The sequence below is a fragment of the Candidatus Uabimicrobium helgolandensis genome (genome assembly GCF_041508025.1).
Taxonomy (GTDB): domain Bacteria; phylum Planctomycetota; class Uabimicrobiia; order Uabimicrobiales; family Uabimicrobiaceae; genus Uabimicrobium; species Uabimicrobium helgolandensis.
Window position 1 is genome coordinate 5470057 of sequence record NZ_CP165719.1, and the last position, 19032, is coordinate 5489088.

The 19032-nt window shown below is 33.6% G+C and carries 13 protein-coding genes; 4 read left to right on the plus strand and 9 right to left on the minus strand.

Annotated elements, in window-relative coordinates; translation table 11 throughout:
- Positions 1-19 precede the first annotated feature (19 nt).
- Positions 20-526: a tetratricopeptide repeat protein gene (locus UABHE_RS20205; protein WP_372371652.1), complete on the plus strand. Its 507-nt coding sequence runs from the start codon at positions 20-22 to the stop codon at positions 524-526.
- A 108-nt stretch (positions 527-634) separates the two neighbouring features.
- Here UABHE_RS20205 and UABHE_RS20210 read toward each other — a convergent pair whose 3' ends face one another.
- Positions 635-1870, minus strand: coding sequence for an McrC family protein (locus UABHE_RS20210; RefSeq protein WP_372365073.1), 1236 nt, complete (start codon positions 1868-1870; stop codon positions 635-637).
- Positions 1863-3935, minus strand: coding sequence for an AAA family ATPase (locus tag UABHE_RS20215; RefSeq protein WP_372365074.1), 2073 nt, complete (start codon positions 3933-3935; stop codon positions 1863-1865). Before UABHE_RS20215 ends, UABHE_RS20210 begins: the two co-directional genes overlap by 8 nt.
- Before the next feature lie 349 nt (positions 3936-4284).
- Here UABHE_RS20215 and UABHE_RS20220 point away from each other — a divergent pair, with 349 nt between their 5' ends.
- Positions 4285-5754 carry an ankyrin repeat domain-containing protein gene (locus tag UABHE_RS20220; RefSeq protein ID WP_372365075.1) on the plus strand — a complete coding sequence of 490 codons (1470 nt, stop codon included), beginning with the start codon at positions 4285-4287 and terminating at the stop codon, positions 5752-5754.
- Between the two features lie 66 nt (positions 5755-5820).
- Here UABHE_RS20220 and UABHE_RS20225 read toward each other — a convergent pair whose 3' ends face one another.
- From UABHE_RS20225 to UABHE_RS20255, 7 genes are all read right to left on the minus strand, one after another.
- Positions 5821-8118: a tetratricopeptide repeat protein gene (locus UABHE_RS20225; RefSeq protein WP_372365077.1), complete on the minus strand. Its 2298-nt coding sequence runs from the start codon at positions 8116-8118 to the stop codon at positions 5821-5823.
- Positions 8119-8737: 619 nt separating this feature from the next.
- On the minus strand, positions 8738-9079 hold the full coding sequence (locus UABHE_RS20230; RefSeq protein ID WP_372365078.1) for a protein kinase: 342 nt from the start codon (positions 9077-9079) through the stop codon (positions 8738-8740).
- A gap of 43 nt (positions 9080-9122) precedes the next feature.
- The gene (locus UABHE_RS20235; protein WP_372365079.1) at positions 9123-10556 is read right to left on the minus strand and encodes a S10 family peptidase; all 1434 of its coding nucleotides are present in this window, start codon (positions 10554-10556) and stop codon (positions 9123-9125) included.
- Positions 10553-11026, minus strand: a complete 474-nt coding sequence (locus UABHE_RS20240) for a hypothetical protein (protein WP_372365081.1) — start codon at positions 11024-11026, stop codon at positions 10553-10555. Before UABHE_RS20240 ends, UABHE_RS20235 begins: the two co-directional genes overlap by 4 nt.
- Positions 11020-11292 carry a hypothetical protein gene (locus tag UABHE_RS20245; RefSeq protein WP_372365083.1) on the minus strand — a complete coding sequence of 91 codons (273 nt, stop codon included), beginning with the start codon at positions 11290-11292 and terminating at the stop codon, positions 11020-11022. Before UABHE_RS20245 ends, UABHE_RS20240 begins: the two co-directional genes overlap by 7 nt.
- A 12-nt stretch (positions 11293-11304) precedes the next feature.
- Positions 11305-15390: a PAS domain-containing sensor histidine kinase gene (locus UABHE_RS20250; protein ID WP_372365085.1), complete on the minus strand. Its 4086-nt coding sequence runs from the start codon at positions 15388-15390 to the stop codon at positions 11305-11307.
- A 98-nt stretch (positions 15391-15488) separates the two neighbouring features.
- Positions 15489-16832: a DUF2817 domain-containing protein gene (locus UABHE_RS20255; protein ID WP_372365086.1), complete on the minus strand. Its 1344-nt coding sequence runs from the start codon at positions 16830-16832 to the stop codon at positions 15489-15491.
- A 335-nt stretch (positions 16833-17167) separates the two neighbouring features.
- Here UABHE_RS20255 and UABHE_RS20260 point away from each other — a divergent pair, with 335 nt between their 5' ends.
- Both UABHE_RS20260 and UABHE_RS20265 read left to right on the plus strand, forming a co-directional pair.
- Positions 17168-17686: a DUF4442 domain-containing protein gene (locus UABHE_RS20260; protein ID WP_372365088.1), complete on the plus strand. Its 519-nt coding sequence runs from the start codon at positions 17168-17170 to the stop codon at positions 17684-17686.
- A gap of 9 nt (positions 17687-17695) precedes the next feature.
- Positions 17696-18994: a M48 family metallopeptidase gene (locus tag UABHE_RS20265; protein ID WP_372365089.1), complete on the plus strand. Its 1299-nt coding sequence runs from the start codon at positions 17696-17698 to the stop codon at positions 18992-18994.
- Positions 18995-19032: the final 38 nt, after the last annotated feature.

Here is a 19032-nt window from a genome sequence, read left to right on the forward strand (position 1 = left end):
AAATCCTGAATATTCAAATATTTACGCCAATAGAGGGAATCTTTACAAAAATCTAAATCAGTACAATAAGGCTTTTGCTGATTACAATAAGGCTATACAAATAGATCCTGAAAATTTACGATTCTACATCAATCGTGGACTTCTTTATCACTATTTAAACCAGGATAATAATGCCCTTGCTGATTGGAATAAAGTTATACAATCAAATCCCAAATATCCGTTGGCTTACTTCAATCGTGGAAGTCTTTATTATAAACAAAAGAAGTACAATAAAGCTCTCAGTGATTATAGTAAAGCTATACAATTAAATCCGAGATACGTGGAATCTTACAATAATCGCGGAAATCTTTACTATAATCTGAGAAATTACAGAAAGGCAATCAAAGATTTAACAAAAGTACTATCTCTTTCTCCTAGTATGTGGCAAAGTCATCAACTTTTGCATTTATGTTACAAAAATATAAATGAAATGCAAAAAGCACAGTACCATTTGCAAAAAGCACAACAGCTGCGACAACAGCATTAAAGCTATTGAGAGTAAAGCGACAAAATAAACCTTTGCAGTTAGATTAGCTTATCACTGAATATATTTTGACTCTGATATTTTTTTTAAGCTACAGAAGGTTTTACTGGGTCAAAATAATTGCTTAATGTATTTGCATACGTTTTGCTTTCCCCATCTAGTATCTACTGTACAAACATAAATACACAGATTTTTATCATCATTATACTTTGCAACAATAGAAGCACTATTATCGACTTTTGGGTATAGTAAAATAACTTTTCTACAGTTGTGAATCTTACCATAGGCGTACATTTGATACATATCACTTTGCGAAATACCGTAGTTACGCTTATTCAAATTTAAGTGTTTCCACTTTGTGTCAATGATACAACGTATTTCTTCATTGTTGTAAATAACAATATCTGGACGTAGGGAAAACTCACTTTTGTTATTCTTCGTTAATAAATGTTTATCCGTATTTTGAGTATCTACAATAAATTCGTTATCACATTCTTTTCGTAGTAAATTTGCAATGTACCTTTCAAAAACCACATTCATATCAAAAAGTAGACTATAAGTTTTTGCGCGACCATACAGATTTGGTGATTTACCATGGAGAATCATTGTGGCAAGTTCTATAATAGGAGAGAATCTATGTAGTAAGCGATTTATTTTTAGGTTTTTAAAATGATATTCAGAGATCACCACGTCCGAAATATGTTCAAATTCCTGCCATAATTCTTGGGCCTTTTTACGGCAATTATGCCAAGAGCTTTCTACGAGGCATATTTTTAGCGCTGCTTTTAGAATTTGTGCAAGCTTTACATCTTCTTGAAAAACATCCGTTGTCGTGAAAAAGTGATGTTTGTTAATGGCATTCTTGCGTAAATGTGCTGTTAATTCGAGTTTTCCGCGTAGAGCATGTCTGTTTTGCGACACTTTTTTGTAATCACAAATCCGACCGCGGCGCCATTCAAAAGCTAGTTTTATTACATATTGATACATGTAATGATCAAGAATTGTTGTTGTATAGTTTTCATCTAAAAAAGCTTGCCCTGCTTCTAAGTAAGGAACTTCTTTTGCAATTTGTAGCATGTGTATGAGATTTGCGCGTGTACTGTTATTATCTTTATCAATTTTTGGTAAAATATCGATAGAGTAGTTTTCAACAGCAAGTGTCCCTACAAAATTACATGCCTGAATAGAGTTTCTTGATATATTAAATATTTTTCTTTTAGTTTGTCTTTGGAGTATTTCTAGCTTAGAAACTAATTCATTGGGAATAATTGTTTTTTCTGGATTCCAGCTTTCTCCAATGTCGGCTTTTTGATATTCAGTTAGTACTAGTGGTTTGTACTTACTCATTGTTATATATTTTCTGAAAACTAGCTACAGAAAGCTCCTCAGCAATATGATAAATTCTACAACTTTCGTAGACACCTGTTTTGTAACCGAAAATATCCTTGGGTTTATAAATTTCATGTTCGATAATAGCTTGTTCGTGGCTTTTGTTTTCGCCATCAGAAGCCTTTTCCTCGACAAGATCAGCTAATATCATTTGTATTTTCTGCCAGTCGTTGTAAAAGTATTCTTGTAATAGTGGCAGCACTTTATTGCGAAAAACTTGTTCTAATTGTTCGAACGTTTTTACATCCACAAAGTAAGCATGACCAATGGTGTGGTCTCGATCTAATAAGAATTCAATTCTATTATTCATGTAAGTTAACATCTTGGCTAGATCAATTTCACCATCGTCAGTGCTAATTTTTTGGTTTAGTATTTCTGGCTTTGGAAAAAACTCATAAAAGCTAAATCGTCTGCGTAAAGCTGTATCGAGTAGAGCAATGGAACGATCAGCGGTATTCATTGTTCCAATAATATGCAAGTTATCAGGCACTCCAAACAGCCTTTGGGAGTAAGGAAGTTTTACTCTTACTCCATTAATCCACGTTTTTTGTTTAACACAATATGTCATTCTTTTATTTGCTTCGATAACAGTGATAAGCTCACCAAAAATATTAGCAATATTACCGCGATTAATTTCATCAATAAATAGAGAGTAGCTGTTATATGGATCTGCGATGGCTCGCTTGACTATCTTTTTGAAAATACCATCGACAATATCATAACCTATATCTTTTTGTTCTGAGAATTCACTTGAAATTACTGGCTTGATGCCTTCAACAAAATCTTCGTAACTATATGATTGATGAAAAGTTACAAATTCATAGCGCTGAATGGTAGTTACCTCAGGTTGATAGTTTTTTATTACTGTGGCTATATCATAAAGATCAGGAATAATTTCTTGTGCATTTTTGACTAATGACCAACAAGATTCTTCATTTTTTTCAAAAACCAATATTTGCGAGCGATTTTTGTATTTTACATATTCGCATTCCTCGACAGTATGAGATTGTAGTGTTGCCCACAATATAGCATTTATATTTTTTTCTCTTCCTAAATAACTAACTTTTGATTGAACAATATCGCTTTCTTTTAGATCTTTCACTTTTAAAAGTTGTTCACTAACAATCAAAGCTAGTGCGCAAACTTCAAACCATGTAAGATTCTCCACTAAACTACTCATGTAATCGCTTTTTGATAAAGTAACTTGTTGTTCCTTAAACAATATTGCCTGACTTAAAATTTTATGTGTTTTTCCCGTGCCTGGTGGTCCAGCTAAAATTAGGTTTAAAGGAATGTCATTTCGGTTTAGAACTACATTATTGTTAACAATAGGAGAATCACTTAGTTTTATTTTACTAATGTCACAATCTCGAACAACAAAATAAAAAGTATGTAAGTGTACGAAATCCTTAGGATTCCAATCAGAAATTTGCTGTTTTATTTCATCAAAAATAGCTAGCACTCTTTGATATTCGCTAATCGTTAAATTTTTACCACGCCCTAATTTTTTTTTCTCCAGTTTAGTTAAAAAACGATCAAAAATATCGGGTTTTATAGCAATATGTTTTTCTGGGCTCCAGAGAAATAGAAAGTAAGTAGAGAGAAGCTTACTGATATTTGCTTTGCAGTGAATTTCATTAAGCCACAAAAGTAATCTATTAAAATCCTGTGGCCACTCTGCTGTATGTAAACTTTTGAGGCATACAACTACCAAATTAGCAAACTGTAACCAGTAATCTGATTGCGAAAAGAGGGTTTTCTCAATGTATTGTTGGTCACGCCAATTTAAAAAATTAGTAAATCCCATCGCATCTTTAATAAGCTTTTTTGCTTCGTCATTATCACCGATTACCTTATTTTTTTCGACATAAGGAGCAAAAAGGTTTCTTAAATCTTTAGACGCTTCTCTTTTGTAATTCTCTTCTGTTTCGTAAAATAATTGTCCTGGGTTATTGAAGTCTTTGAAATCTACAAAATGTTGTTTAAAAACGTATTTCATTTTCTCGATAATCTGTTTTTCCATTTATTCTCCAATACCTTCATTGTTTTTTAATAAAATGAGTGAAAAAAATTCCTAAACTTAATTCGCCGCGATATCTTACCAAAGTGGATATTTCCGTTATTGGAAAATCATCTAGTTTGCAGAAACAAATTTTATGATATTTTATGGTTTTGGTACGTTGTAGTAAATCTCAAAAATCGGCAGTAATAAATGATCTTGTTTGTTGTATACTACAATAAACAAAAGTAGAACATATCTAATACATATTGCAAAATAAAATATAAATATTGAGTGCGTTAGGATCAGTTGTACACCTTATTTGGTCAGATGTAGCTTAGGATCTATTTGAGGCTATTAATCGGAGGAGTCTATGAATAAAAGTTTATTCTTACTTTTTATTATTTGTTTGTTTCTCAATAATGAAGCAAAAGCAGACAAAAACAATGATTTTTTACAAGATGTTAGAGAAGGAAATTTTGAAAAAGTTAAAACTCTTCTACCGATTATAGAATCTTTTACTTTTGATAAAGCTCTTGTATTAGCAACGCAAAAGAACTACAAAGAAATTGTTGCTATTTTGATCACAGCGAAATCTAATGTTAATGCTACAGATCAATATGGATACACTGCTTTGATGTTAGCAGCGGAAAATGGCCACAAGGAAATCATTGATATGTTACTCATGGCCAAGGCTAATGTTAATGCTACAGCTAGAACTACTGCTTTAATATTGGCAGCCAAAAATGGTTACAAAGAAATTGTCACTACTTTGATTGCTGCTAAAGCGAATATAAATGCACAAGCTCAATATCAAGACACTGCTTTAACATCAGCGGCAGAAAATGGCCATAAGGAAATAGTTGAGATTTTAATTACTGCTAAAGCTAAACAAGTCGATACTGCTTTAGTGTTGGCAGCGAAAAATGGACACAAAGAAATAGTTGAGATTTTAATTACTACTAAAGCTAAACAGGTCGATACTGCTTTAGTGTTGGCAGCGAAAAATGGACATAAAGAAATAGTTGAGATTTTAATTACCGCTAAAGCTAACGTTAATTCAACAAATCATTATGGACGTACTGCTTTGATAATGGCGGCTAGGAATGGTCACAAAGAAATAGTCAACATATTGATTGCTGCTAAAGCGAATGTTAATGTTAAAGATGCCACTAGACTTGGAAAAACGGCTTTGATTGTCGCAATAGAAAATGAACATAAAGAAATAGTTGATATACTTATCGCTGCTAAAGTTGATGTTAATGTTAAAGGTCGAACAACAGCTTTAATAGAAGCTTCTGTTAGAGGTTATCAAAAAGTAGTTAAAATTTTGATTGCTGCGAAAGCGAAAGTGAACGATAAAGACCATTACAATAACACAGCTTTGATAGCAGCAGCGGGGAAAGGACATAAAAAAGTAGTTAAAATTCTGATTTCTTCTAAAGCGGATGTTAATGTTGGACATAAGTATTCTGCCTTGATGCGAGCCTCAGTAAAAGGACATAAGGAAATAGTTGATATACTTATCGCTGCTAAAACTGACATTAATATGAAGAACCAGTTCAACAGTACAGCTCTTATTCATGCTGCAGGATACGGGCGTACAAGGATAGTTGAAACTTTACTTTATCATGGAGCTAACGTTGATACCAAGGATAGTTATGGAAATACAGCTATTATGTACGCAGCGCTAAATCGACATAAGGAAATAGTTGAAATACTAATAGCCGCCAAAGCTGATATCGACATTAGTAATAAAGAAGGTAAAACGGTTTTAGATTGCGCCAAACAGCATAATTCTCAAGAAGTTATTGAAGTATTAAAAAAAGCAATTCACAAATAAAAGATTTAGTTATAGAGTTAATGAATAGTACTGATATAGAAGTTGAAAAGTGCAACTTCTATAAAATTATTTCAGTTTTTTTTGTGCTCGTAGTATTAGTGGTTTTAATTTATTTGGTTGTGGATAATTTTGGATAATCGCTTCCTCCCAATCTTTTATAGCCAAAGAGTACATCTTAAGGTTAAAATATACACCGCCGCGAGAATAATATACTTTCCAATTCTTCAATCCAAGTGATAGTGCTTTTGTAAAATCATCTAAGGCTTTTTTATATTTCGTTAAATGATTATACACATCTCCTCTGTTAGCATAAGCATTACTGAATTGTGGATCTAATAGAATGGCTTTATTAAAATCATCGAGAGCTTTTTTATACTCTTGTAATAAAGCATAGTTAAGGCCTCTATTTGAGTAAGCATTTGCATATCTAGAATTTAAAACTATTGCTTGGCTATAGTGATTGATAGCTTTGTTGTATTTTTTCGCATGGCTATACAAATTTCCTATCTTGTTATAAGTGACATAACTTTTTTGATTGAGAGAAATTACTGTTTTGTAGTCTTGTAAAGCTTTTTGATGCTCGTTAAATATAAGGTATAAATCTCCTCGGTTGTTATAATCTTTATAATCTTGAGAACCTAAAGAAATAACGGTATTGTAGTCATTTAAAGCCTTAGGGTATTGTTTTAAGGCATTATATGAATAGGCTCTATAAGCATATATTATTATTTTTTTAGTGCCTAAAGAAATAGCTGTATTACAATCATTTAACGCCTTGGAGTATTGTTTTAAAGCATTATATATATACGCTCTACGTACATACGCTTTGGTAAATTTAGGATTTGAAGAAATAGCGGTATTGCAGTCATCTAAGGCTTTGGAATATTGTTGAAAACCAATATATGCACGTGCTCTGTTGTCATAAGCATCTAGAAATTTAGGGTCCAAAGAAATCGCTTTTGTGCAATCATTTATTGCTTCTTTATGTCTTCCTAGAAGGCTATATGTATAAGCTCTATTATTGTACGCTATTTTGTTGCGAGGTTCTTGTTTGATTTGTGCTGTGTATTCTTCAATGGCATGCTTTCTGAACCTACTATCTTGACTAAAAATAATTCCTCTTAAAAATTTGTATTGTTTTGTGTTTTTCATTTTCTTCGATTGATTGAAGAATTCAGCTAAAGGTTTTACAATTTTTGGATCAGAAAGTATGTGATTGTAGTTATTATTTTCTTGGATGTTCTTAGTAAATTCCATCATTGCTTTTGCTAAAGAAGCGAGTTGTTTTTTTTCTTCTTTAACTTGCTGTAAAGTATAGAATGTTACAATGAAAGATAGCGTCAAAATAGAGACTACGGTAGTTATACTAATACACAATGTTTTATGGCGTCGACCAATGTTTTTTAAACTATCCCAGTAAGTATATTTCTTTGCCAGTATAGGCTTGTTATTTTTTAGATTTTTTAACTCGCGTTTTAGTTGTTGAAAATCGTTATAGCGTTTTTTCTCTTTCTTTGATAAACATTTTAGACATATAGCTTCAAGATAAGGAGAGATCTCAGGGTTTAATTGCCGAGGAGGAATGGGATCATCATTTTGTATTTGAAAATACAAATTGTAAAAAGTATCCCCTTCGTGTACCGGTTGATAAGTCAAAGCTTCGTATATCGTTGCTCCAATAGAATAAATATCACTTTTGTTACTAACTTTTTGTTTTAATTGTTCTGGAGCAGCATAAAGAATTGTTCCCACAACTTGCCCTGAAGTAGATAATTCTTGTTCTGAGTCAATTATTTTTGCTAACCCAAAATCCATTACTTTTGGTTCACCGCTTTTAGTAATCATAATATTAGAAGGCTTTAAATCACGGTGCCAAATACCATTTTTATGAGCATGAGCGAGTGCATCGCAGATAGCAATCATAAGATTGATTAAAAATAACGGTTTTATTTTTTTTTGTTTTATTAGATCTTGAAGATTGCGGCCTTCAATATACTCCATCGTGATATGTGGTAGTGGCGAGATTACAAACTCATAAAGTCGAATAATATTAGGATGATTGAGTTGCGCCATTGCTAAAGACTCGGTACGCAATCTATTGGCATCTATATCTCGTAATTGCTGTAAGATTTTCAAGGCTACAGTTCGCTGTAGTTTTTGGTCATAAGCTTTGTAAACAATGCCCATTCCTCCACTACCAAGTTCCTCTTGGATTACATAACGCCCAAAATTTTGGCCAGGCTGTAGTGTTTTGCCATAGTTTATTTGGTTTGGCGAGGTAACTGATTTTGATAAATCAAAGCTATTTGCCATTTGTGTTTTTTGTGTTTTACAATTAGCACTAATATTATTATTTTCAGACATATTATTTTTCCAGCTGAATGACATAATTAATGGGCTTGAACAATGATGAATATCTCTCTGCTTCATAAAATTAGTAAAGTTAAGTAATTGCACTGTGGAGAGTAATATCTATTATAAAACTTTGTATAAATTTTACTTTATTCGAAGCTCTGTCATTAGGTTTATTTACATGGAAGACTTTTACGATACAGTATACAACTTTACCATCTACTATATAATTAGGCCATTCTTATTTAGAATAAAACTTCTATATCTTAAAGTGTTTAGTATAAAACCTAAATCTGACATCAGAATAACGAGATATAGGTTTATTCGTGAAATAGGTCATGGTGGAATGAGTAAGATTTATGCTGTTGAATATCTCAAACTATGACGTATCATTGCTTTAAAAATGATCTAAACTCAAACAAATGCCTGCGATTTAGGAAGAAATCGCAGGCATTTGTAATTCGCAAAGACTCAAAAAAATCGAATACGCAAGTCAATGTCCCAAAAAAACTTACAAGTTCCTTACATGGCTTCTCTTGATCTTGTTGGTTAGGTACTTGTAATGCAGAAACATATAGCAAAAAATTTTCCTCGAAGGTCCTTCGAATGTTTCCGAGAATTTCCGAAATGACTATAGAAATATAGAGGAATGATTATAAAGAGAAACAATATTTGGATGTTGTAACTTTGCTGCTGCCTCTGCTTCTCTTAATAATCTTTTTATTTCTTTTTCTTCAGCTTGTTGACCAGTTATTAAGAATTTCAAAGCGACAGTTCGTTGTAGAATATTATCTTGTGCTTTATAAACTTGGCCCATTCCTCCTTCACCAACTTTTTGAATTATAGTATAGCGTCCAATAACCGAATTTGGAGAGATGCTAAATTCTAACTGTTGCGCAAATGATTTTTGATGCGTATTATTAGAAGGAATATCGCCCATTATCATAGACTCTGGTATTTTTTGATCATCCATCAATTTAACTTTCGTTTTTCGAGCCTGCTTGGTTCCGAAAACACTACATTGCTTGTTGTATAAATTCAACTATGTGATTGTAAAAATCGCTTAGGGATTTTTTGTTTATGTAGTACATATGTCCGGCTTCATATCTATGATAGGTTATATTTTGCTGGCGAGTCTTGTCTAGTCGCATGTGAGAAACGGTGTAGTCCATAGCGAAATAAGGTGTTGCTAAGTCGTAGTAACCAACGCCGAGATATAATTTCATATATGGATTTAGGCTCATTGCTTTTTGAAGTGCTTGACTAGAGTCGTCATGCCCTGTTTCCCATTTCCACGAACTAACACCTGTTAAATTTTGATAAACCAAGTCGCTCTTGTATCCTAACTCTTCAGCTACATATTGATAAAAACAAGTGCTAAATGGTGGAATAATACTTGCTAAACTAGGATCTCCAGTTAAGGTTCCCGCAATATTTTCGTAGGCGTTTAGTCCTACAAATCGCGTATCCAAACGACCAACAATTTTATCTTCTGGCTTCATCAAGTTATAACAAAAGTCTTGTAGAAGAATACGTAAATCAACATTGCGCACAACATCTGATTTTAAGCCTGTGTATAAACACAATTTATCTACAATTTTGTTATACTTATCTTCAGATAGATTACTTCCTTCCATTAGTGCTGCGGCGTATTCAATTTTTGCCCACTGCTCTACCTCGTCTAGTAGATCTGGTAAATCGCGCTGCAGCAAACTTTCATCTAGTTTACGATGATGCCAAGCAGATGCAGTGTACGAAGGTAAAATCAAAATGTATGGTAAATCGTGCAAACGATAACCTAATCCAATATGCAAAGTATAAAAATTCAGAGCGCCTGATATAAGAATAACTCCGTTAAAAGTAATACCTTTTTGAAAAAGATCTCCTGCTAAACCCGATACGCGAAAGGCACCGTAACTCTCCCCTGCTAAAAATAATGGTGATCCCCAGCGTTGAAAACGGATTAAAAACAAACGAATAAATTCTCCCATCGATTCGATATCACCTGCAACATTAAAAAACTTTTCTTCGGTTTTACTGTCTTTTGCTTGGCTATAGCCGCAACCAACAGGATCGACAAAAACTAAGTCGGTTTCATCGAGCCATGTAAAATCGTTATCTATTAATTCGAAAGGAAGCTCAGGGAAAAATCCTTCGTCAGTCATTTTTACTCTTTTAGGACCTAAAGCTCCTAAATGCAACCATATTGACGGTGAGCCAGGTCCACCGTTGAATGCAAAAGTAACAGGACGCTTCTTGTTACTAGGTGTTTTTTGGTAGTATGTGAAAAATATTTGCGCTTCTATTTCTTGCTCTTTGTTTTTCAAAGGTATACGACCACTCGTTACTTGATAACGGAGTACTTGTGAACGAAAGTTAATTTGTTTCTCTTGGCTAATAAACTCTTCTTCACTAAATTTTTGTGCTGGGGTTTCTTTTTTGTCTGTCATAACTTTATATTACCTAACATAGAATGCATAACAAAGCACACACACCCCAAAATTAGTAGTATGTATACTATTGTTTTTTTATCTGTGAGCCTCAAATTCTTTTTGTCGGTACTTGCAAGTAAAATCGCTTCCATATTTTTTGGATTGTACAATATTTTTATTACTCCATTTTTTTGAATATTATTGTACACTTTCGGCGAAATGAAGCGGCTTACAACCATTTGTTGTTGTTGATCTTTCTTCTTATACTCTACTGTTACTAAGTAGCTTGTGTAGATAGAAAAAATACGATGTTGTTGTTTTGCAACAACAGATCCTGTAACTTTAACTCCGTGTTTTTTAAATCGGTATAAAACGCGAGCGTTGTTCTGCGTATAAAAAAATAAAACAATCATCATGAGAAAAGAGATAATACCAATAGTTAATAGCGTTACTTGAAAAATCTTTTTATATATTTGTGTATTTACCATAATAGTAGTTCCATGTACTCTTCAAAATTTTGCCGTACTTTTTCTGCCATTTTTTGGTACTCATGAGGGTTGCGCTCTTTAAATTCTTTTGCTACTTGTAGCATACACTCTGCATATTGAATATCTTGTTCTATTGTTTGTTGAAACAATCCGTCACTAATCATTTGAAAGCACTGAATGCGAATGCATTTTTTGCATACACCATTAATAAATATTATAGGAATTATTTCATCTGTAATCCCACAGTATAGGCACTGCTTTGCCATATAACCTTCTTTCTAAGAGTGTTTTATTGGTAATTGAACATATACTGTTGTTCCTACATTTTCTTTACTTTCGATACTAATCCTGCCGTGCATATTTTCAATGGATCTTTTGGTAATTGCAAGTCCTAAGCCACTTCCATAACTTTTGGTTGAAAAGTTTGGTTCAAACAAGCGTTCTTTGATGTGGTCGGGAACACCGCAACCATTATCTTCTACTTTTATCATTACATAGTCGATCTGTTTTTGCTGTTCATAATAGCAAATTACGTCTATCTGTCCACCAGATTCGCTGTCTTCCATTGCGTGAATTGCGTTGGTTATTAGATTGATAAAAGCACGTTTGGTTTGATGTGGATCAACAAAAACTTGCGGTATTTCATTTTGCAAGTGAAGTTGTATATTAATATCCCGTTCTTTATATTCTTCGAATAAGTTGACGCACGTTACTAAAATTTCTTCTAAGTCACACATTTCTAAATTTGGCTTAGTGAACTTAGCAAATTCTGAAAAACTTGTTGCGGTCTTTGCTAAAGAGTCTATAGCTTCGATAATATTTGACATACCTCTATCGAGAATGATTGGAAATTGTTTTGCTTTGTCGTCATATGCACGTAATATATGTTGAGCAGACAACCTCATTGGTGTAAGTGGATTCTTGATTTCGTGAGCAATTTGTCGCGACATTTCGCGCCAAGCAGCATTTTTTTCTGCTTGTACAAGTTTATGGCGACTGATTTCTAGGTCTTTTGTCATATGATTAAATGCTAAAATTAGGTCACCAATTTCATCGTTAGAACTTCGTGGAATTTCGACAGTCAAATCACCTGTAGAAACGCGCTTAATTCCAGAAATTAGCTTGCGAAGAGGTCGCACTATATGATTGATCAAAAGAAACGCTGCAACAATAATAACGAGTAAACATATCACATAGATGGTAATAATATTGATTAAAATAGAGGTTATTTCTTTCTCTACGCGTGATTTTTCGTAGACCATGGGAATCGATAGTATCAAATTTTGTAGGCGCGCATTGTCGTGAAAAAAAGCGGCCTTGTAACCAACAATAAACCCAGTATCTTGGCTATGTATGAATGTTTCTCTTTTTAACAAAATCAAATTATAGTATATTTCCCCAGGTAATCTCTCATTTAACAACTCTGTTTGAAAAAAATCTCGCCCATTAGAGACAAAAATTTTATTACGCATGTATACATTGAGAATTTGCCTATTTTCCTTATGCCACTGCTCGCAAAATTTACTACCGAGGTTATAGGAAATAATATTGCCATTCTCAGCAAATGGCTGCAACAAATAATCTTCTTCTTCCATCGCAGTGTAAGCGCCATCAAGATAGTTGGTCAAAGTATGTCGATAGTTTTCGTGGACTTTTTGTACTGCATTTTCGCGGCTAAAAATCCCTAGAAGTAAAACTGGTATGCCTGAAATAGTGAAGAAGCTAATAAGAAGCTTTCTTTCAAAAGAAAGTAGGTTGCGAAACTTATTTTCTTTAGTAATTGTGTGAGCACCATTCCATAAAAAATTAGGCATAATTACAAAGATGAGTCCTGAGAAAAACAGTTGCAGGAAGTAAAAAATCATAAAGATGATTGATGGCACAGGATAACCAATTAAACCGATAATTTTTCGGACTTGATACTTTGGTAGCTTGTCATCGTTTTCATCATAATATGGTAGTTGAATTTCATGAGGAAAATAGAAACAATCGTAAGGAGTATTTTCTATGTTTTGCGTTAGCCATACACTTTTATTGTCTTTGCCTACATTTTCTAAAACAATTTGCGGAGGACTAAACGTTTTTGTCATGTAAGGAATACTTGTTTCTATGAGTTTTTCTTTATCAAAATAAGCTCGTAACAATGAGTCGCGTATACTTTCTTGAGAAAATCCATAAGCAAGATAGTTGGTGTGCATCTGGCTAATTTTTTCGTACATAGTTAAAATAGCGACATAACCAATAATCTCTTCTCCGTTAAAAATAGGCTTTCCACCTAAAGTGAGAAGCGATTTTTTTTCTTGAGTAGAATAACCATAGCCACTTACACCAGCTAAAACAAATAGTCTATCATGAGGCAAATCTTTTTTTATCATCGCTTCGTACCACTGCTCTTTAGCTACACCAGATGAAAAGGACGATAGTTCGTAGTAAAGTTCGTCATCTCCCCAATAAAAAAAGCGATTAGTATCAAGCCCTAATGGAAGTGGTTGTGGTACTTTTACATATACTGAGATGTAAATATTTCGAAAATAGCTATTGAGAATTGTATTGTTAGCCCACAGTAAAAATGCAGCATCGTTGTTAAATGATTCTATCGATTTAATAAGTTCTTTGTTAAACCATAGTTGGTTGTCAAGTATCTGCTCTATAAAGTCTTTGCTTTTATAGTTAGATGCTATTTCTGCTTTCTCTTCTTGTTTACTAGAAATACTGTCGCGTATTGTCGCTTTGCTTTCATAGTACATTATTGGATACACTGTTAAACACACAAAAAACAAAATAACGATGCGTCTAATTGTCTGTACTTTGGGAAAATAAAAAACAAGAAGTAACACTGCCCAACAAAAAGAAATGGCCCCACCCATATATGACATAAGTAAATAAAAGTTATTCGTGACAGGAAGAATACTGTAAAAGCAAACAAAAGGAAGAGGAACAAATAAGTAATATTTATCCCAGCCTTCATATAGACATATAGAAGAGCGAATGAGTAGTGCATTAAAAAGAACGAGAGCCAAGCCTAAAAAAATAACTGAAAGCATGAGCAAAATTTGTGGAGATGAAGGTATTATTTCATCATTGATTATAAATTTTATACTCGAATCTTCAACAATAGAGCGCGTTGCTGTATGCAAAAAATAATAAGACCCTGTAAATATTATACAAAATAAACACAGTAAAAATATTTTAAATATGCTACTTGTTGTTAGTTTATTTATACAAATGCGTTGTTTCCAATATTCTTGGGTTGACCTTAGAACAATAAAGAAAAACAAATTTGTGATTAAAAAATCTACGGGTGTTTTACTCAATTCAAAAGGATATATTTGCGAGGAAAAGATAACTGTTGAGCCAGAGCAAAATTCTATAGGAAAGTTAAGTAATTCAAAAAGCCCTACAGGAAAAATAATTATTGAAAATATATAACGTGTTACAAACATTATCATTATGGAAAATAGCATTTTTTGGTAGTTTTTTACTGAGCTATAATAAATCTTATATAAGAACATAAGTAGAAAAATAAATAGGAAACATCCCCACAAAGCATTTTGTTTAGCGCTTCCATTTTTATATATATTTTCAAGTACTGTTTCTTTTGTCATCGGAACTAAAATTACCCAGCCCATATGTTCCATATTTAAATTAAAAAATGGTTGTTGCAAACCTTCTTCAAAAAGATCTGTTTTTTGTGTGAAATGAACTGCAATTTCTTGGATATGTTTGCTAGAGAGATCTTCTTCTAAATCGTTTTCTGTAAAATCTTGTGACTTTATGTAGTGGGATGATAATAAATAGCGTGTGTTTAATCGTGTTGATATGGCAAAAGATCCAATACACTTTCCATCACTAAAGACAGGAATAAAACAACATAGTACAGTATAAATTTTTTCCTGGCTATAAAGAATGTAAGATGTACGAACTCCTGATAATGCCTGGTTCAATACTGGGAAAGGCAAGTCGATTGACCAGTTTTTCCACGCAACGAGTGGCTCGTTTTTGTATGCTGCAAAAACAGCAACGCCGTAAGGTTGTATAGTTCTACTCATATCTTTGCGAAAAAGTTGTTCGAAAATCGCGGTTTTCTTTAGTTCTTTTTCTCGTTGAGATCGAGCTTTTGTGTATTCTTTGAAAGATTCTTTTAGCTGAGTTTTTTTTAATAGATTATCTAAATTATTGCGTAGTTTTTTTTCTAAATCAAAGAAACGGTTTTGTATAGCAAATAAACCGTCGTACAAAAGCTGTTGGCGATATTCTTCCCAGTTTTCATCAACATAAAGCATATCCCAGCTATAAGATATGTAATTTATTGTTGTTGTAAGACATAAACAAAGAACAACAATCCGCAATTTTTTCCAATGCATAACATTCCTGGTCAAAGATTAGGATACGATCACACCCTAAAGTAAAAAAAAAGAGCAACTGTACAAGACAGTTACTCTTTTTGTAGGTCAAGAGAAGTTTACTCTTTTGTCAGTTTGACATCTAAAATAGTTGCTGCAAATTCTTTATCAGCAACCTCTACGCCGCGAATAATTTTTGTTTCGTAGCCTGGTGCAGAAAATTGCAAATCATATGTACCAGGTAGTAGAACGCGATAGTAATCACCATGTAGTTGACTACTTCTAATCGTAGTATTAAGACCGTCAACAGTAACCGACGCTTTTAATTTTTCACCTGTTGCAGCATCTGTGACAATACCTTTTACACCTTTATGTGTTTGTGACATATACCACAGTAGCGATTGTTGATTATCTTTCCAGTAGCCGGCTAGTTCGCTTGCATCTGGCCATTTTACATCGGAAACTTCAAGAGTCAATTCAAGAGTTCCATACCAGTGATAGTTCCAGTCTTGCATACCACCGTCTACTTCGTACCAATTGTAGCCGTTGGTAATTCCTTGCGGAAATGAGCTAGAATTATACATAGGTTGATTGCGAGAAGAATAACCTAAGCTTAGGTATTTAACCAAATCAACATAAGGTGCGTCACCTGATTTAGTATCCCAAGGGTAATTCACTACAACAGCTCCACCATGAAAGTTAATCGACAATACAAAGTTATGTTTTTGATTAAAATGCATAAGCAGTTGTGTTTCTGTAGCACGACCATCAGGGTTATTTTTTTTATCATCCTCTACATCAGGAAAATTACGATTTAAATCAACCCAGTCAGCATTATAACGTCTGTGACTTTCTGTGCCGTCTGGATTCATGCTTGGCATAATCCAAATTTGTGTTTCATTTACCAAGCGAGTAATATCATCGCGTTTACCATAGTTGTTAAGAATATCATTAATGAGATACATCATTAATTCTTTTCCAACTACCTCATCTCCGTGCATGCTGGAAATATATTTAAACTCTGGTTCTGCTTCATTTTCAGTAACGTTATCAGATATTTTGATAACCCACAGTTCGCGTCCTTCTACACTTTTTCCGATAGTGTGTAATTGCGCTATATCACTGTGATCTGCTGCTAATTTTTGTAACTCTGCTGTTAGCGTTTCATAGGTATGATATGCCGCATCGCGGGTATTTTTACCAATAACAACCGGATTTGCTACAACTTGATAACCCTTTGTTTTTAGTAAACCAACTTGATAAGGCGTTGCGTAAACTTGCAGTTTATTATTACGGCAAGTAGCACAATCTAATTCAATACCTTCGCTCACAATTTTTTTAATATCTTTGTTACCTTGGATGGTAACAGCATATCGCTCTTTTAAGCTATTGATATGTACGTCATTGTTGTCAGCAAGAGTAAAAGCAAGAACTGCAATGAACAGTATAAACCCTTTATACATAAATTTTTGACCTCCTTTAGCCAGTAAAAAAATCATGCATTATTTTAGCAAGATTTTACTTTTAAAACCAGAACTGTTTCAATTATTTTTGTACTCTGGCTCTTTTTATATCGGCACTTAGTAGCTAATGATTACAAGTTGTTGAAGTCAATAAAATGGAAAGTAACAAGCTACAGGTTACTTCTATTTAGAGTGATGGTAGCCCAGTAAAAATCTTGCCAATTACGCTTATTTTGCTTACAATTGTTTTGTACCTATACAAATAGGTACTCAAAACATTTGAGTTACTTAGATTCCGGTTACCTAGCCTTTAAAACTATTGGACAATAAATAAGATGAGCAAAAATTTTGCACTTTTACGCAACCTAACAACAAAAGCGAAAAACTCAACGTTTTATTTGTGGGTTCTCAATAAAGTTATGTTGAGCGCTATTCCATTTAACAAACCACATCGATTTACGATCACTGAGGTAAAAAATGAAGAAGTAAAAGTGACCGCTAAATATCGCAAAAAAAATCTAAATCACCTACGCGGAATTCACGCTTGCGCTATCGCAACGATTGGTGAGTATTGCTCTGGCGTTTTATTAATTTCTAATCTTGATCCTAGCGAATATCGATTAATCATGGCGAGAATAGAAATTGATTATCACTACCAAGCAAAAAGTTCGATTACAGCAGTAGCAAGCCTTTCAGACGAAGAAAAAAATAAAAATATTATCGAACCGTTAAAAAGCAAAGATGCGATTTTTACTACAATGGAAGTACCAATCCATGATTCCGAAAATAACTTAGTTGCAACTGTCAATGTAAAATGGCAAATAAAACTTTGGAAATCTGTACGCACAAAATAGGAGATTGTAATGGAGTTTTTCGAAACTTTACAAAATGTTTGGACTGTAGTTTTGCAGTACAAATGGCTGACCGCACTGGTCATATTTGGTGTTACCAGTTTTGTTATTTATCGCTTAGTCGATTTTCTTCAATATTTACATACAAATAAGTTTCCAAAACCTGACGATATAAAAATAACAGACGATGCTTTTAAAGATAAAAAACGGCGTAAAAGTAGTCGTTCAATGAAAACAATATGGAAAGGTGCATCATCTTGGGGGGGACAACTTGTTTTTATCACCTCAATTCCTTTTCTAGTGCACTGGTGCAACCAAAAAGGAATCACTGATGGTTATGTCTACATGATTCTTATGGGACTGAGTTTTCTATTAAACTTGATGTTATCAAAACTTTTCCCTCTATGGACGCCTGTGCGCCCATATGCCTGTCGCGCTTTTCAAAATGAAAAGACATTACAACCAGGAAATATGGCCTTCCACTTTTGGGGAATTGTTTCTTGGAGCGTTCCTGCATACTTTTTTTGGGATTATTTCCAAGTGAATGGTTGGATCGGAAGCGTTTTCTTTATTGTGATTTCGCAATTAATACAGGTAGGACTGTTCATTTATTCTATTAAAAAAGCAGCAATTCCTTATCTAGAGTATCCAGGATTAAGTGACAATTTCAAAAAGAACATGCAAAAGTACTTGAAAGAGCATGGTATGCGCGACAGTGAAGTAGGTGTCTTACGCATGAATATGGGGCCAAATGCTTTCGCCACAAGTTTACTTGGTTATAAACAAATTGTTATTACCGAAGAGTTAATACAGGGTTACAAAGATCCTACAAATCCTGAGTACACTCTACAGTTAAGTGAAGACACCATCGAAGCGATTACCTCTCATGAGGTTGGTCATATTAAACATCGCCATGTTGAAAAAGGAATCACTATGGGGATTCTCATTTCTTCGGCAGTGACTATTGCTGTATACCATTTATTTTCAGCTGATCCATCTAATTATGTTCTTTTTAAAGAAGGAACATCTCAGCAGCTACTTCTATATTGGGGACAAAGTATTTTTAATACAATGTTACTATACCCAATTACTTTTATGATGTTATTTATCAGTCGTCGTAAGGAAACTCAGGCTGATACATACTTATTGAATAGTAATGGTTGCAAAAATGGTAAAGACTTTTTCCACCAAATTCGCCACATTGCACCGGTAAACAACTTATCACTATGGCACAGTTGTAATGGTACACATCCTCCAGCACACGAACGCGAAAAACGTATGTTAGAATGGGAAAAAGAGCACTGCAAATAGCATTGTTTTGAATTATGATGTAGGCATTACAAATGCCT

Coding starts and splice junctions, on each gene's coding strand:
- UABHE_RS20210 (WP_372365073.1), bottom strand. CDS start 1,870: ATGAGTAAGTACAAACCACTAGTACTAACTGAATATCAAAAAGCCGAC.
- UABHE_RS20215 (WP_372365074.1), bottom strand. CDS start 3,935: ATGGAAAAACAGATTATCGAGAAAATGAAATACGTTTTTAAACAACAT.
- UABHE_RS20220 (WP_372365075.1), top strand. CDS start 4,285: ATGAATAAAAGTTTATTCTTACTTTTTATTATTTGTTTGTTTCTCAAT.
- UABHE_RS20225 (WP_372365077.1), bottom strand. CDS start 8,118: ATGTCTGAAAATAATAATATTAGTGCTAATTGTAAAACACAAAAAACA.
- UABHE_RS20230 (WP_372365078.1), bottom strand. CDS start 9,079: ATGGATGATCAAAAAATACCAGAGTCTATGATAATGGGCGATATTCCT.
- UABHE_RS20235 (WP_372365079.1), bottom strand. CDS start 10,556: ATGACAGACAAAAAAGAAACCCCAGCACAAAAATTTAGTGAAGAAGAG.
- UABHE_RS20240 (WP_372365081.1), bottom strand. CDS start 11,026: ATGGTAAATACACAAATATATAAAAAGATTTTTCAAGTAACGCTATTA.
- UABHE_RS20245 (WP_372365083.1), bottom strand. CDS start 11,292: ATGGCAAAGCAGTGCCTATACTGTGGGATTACAGATGAAATAATTCCT.
- UABHE_RS20250 (WP_372365085.1), bottom strand. CDS start 15,390: ATGCATTGGAAAAAATTGCGGATTGTTGTTCTTTGTTTATGTCTTACA.
- UABHE_RS20255 (WP_372365086.1), bottom strand. CDS start 16,832: ATGTATAAAGGGTTTATACTGTTCATTGCAGTTCTTGCTTTTACTCTT.
- UABHE_RS20260 (WP_372365088.1), top strand. CDS start 17,168: ATGAGCAAAAATTTTGCACTTTTACGCAACCTAACAACAAAAGCGAAA.
- UABHE_RS20265 (WP_372365089.1), top strand. CDS start 17,696: ATGGAGTTTTTCGAAACTTTACAAAATGTTTGGACTGTAGTTTTGCAG.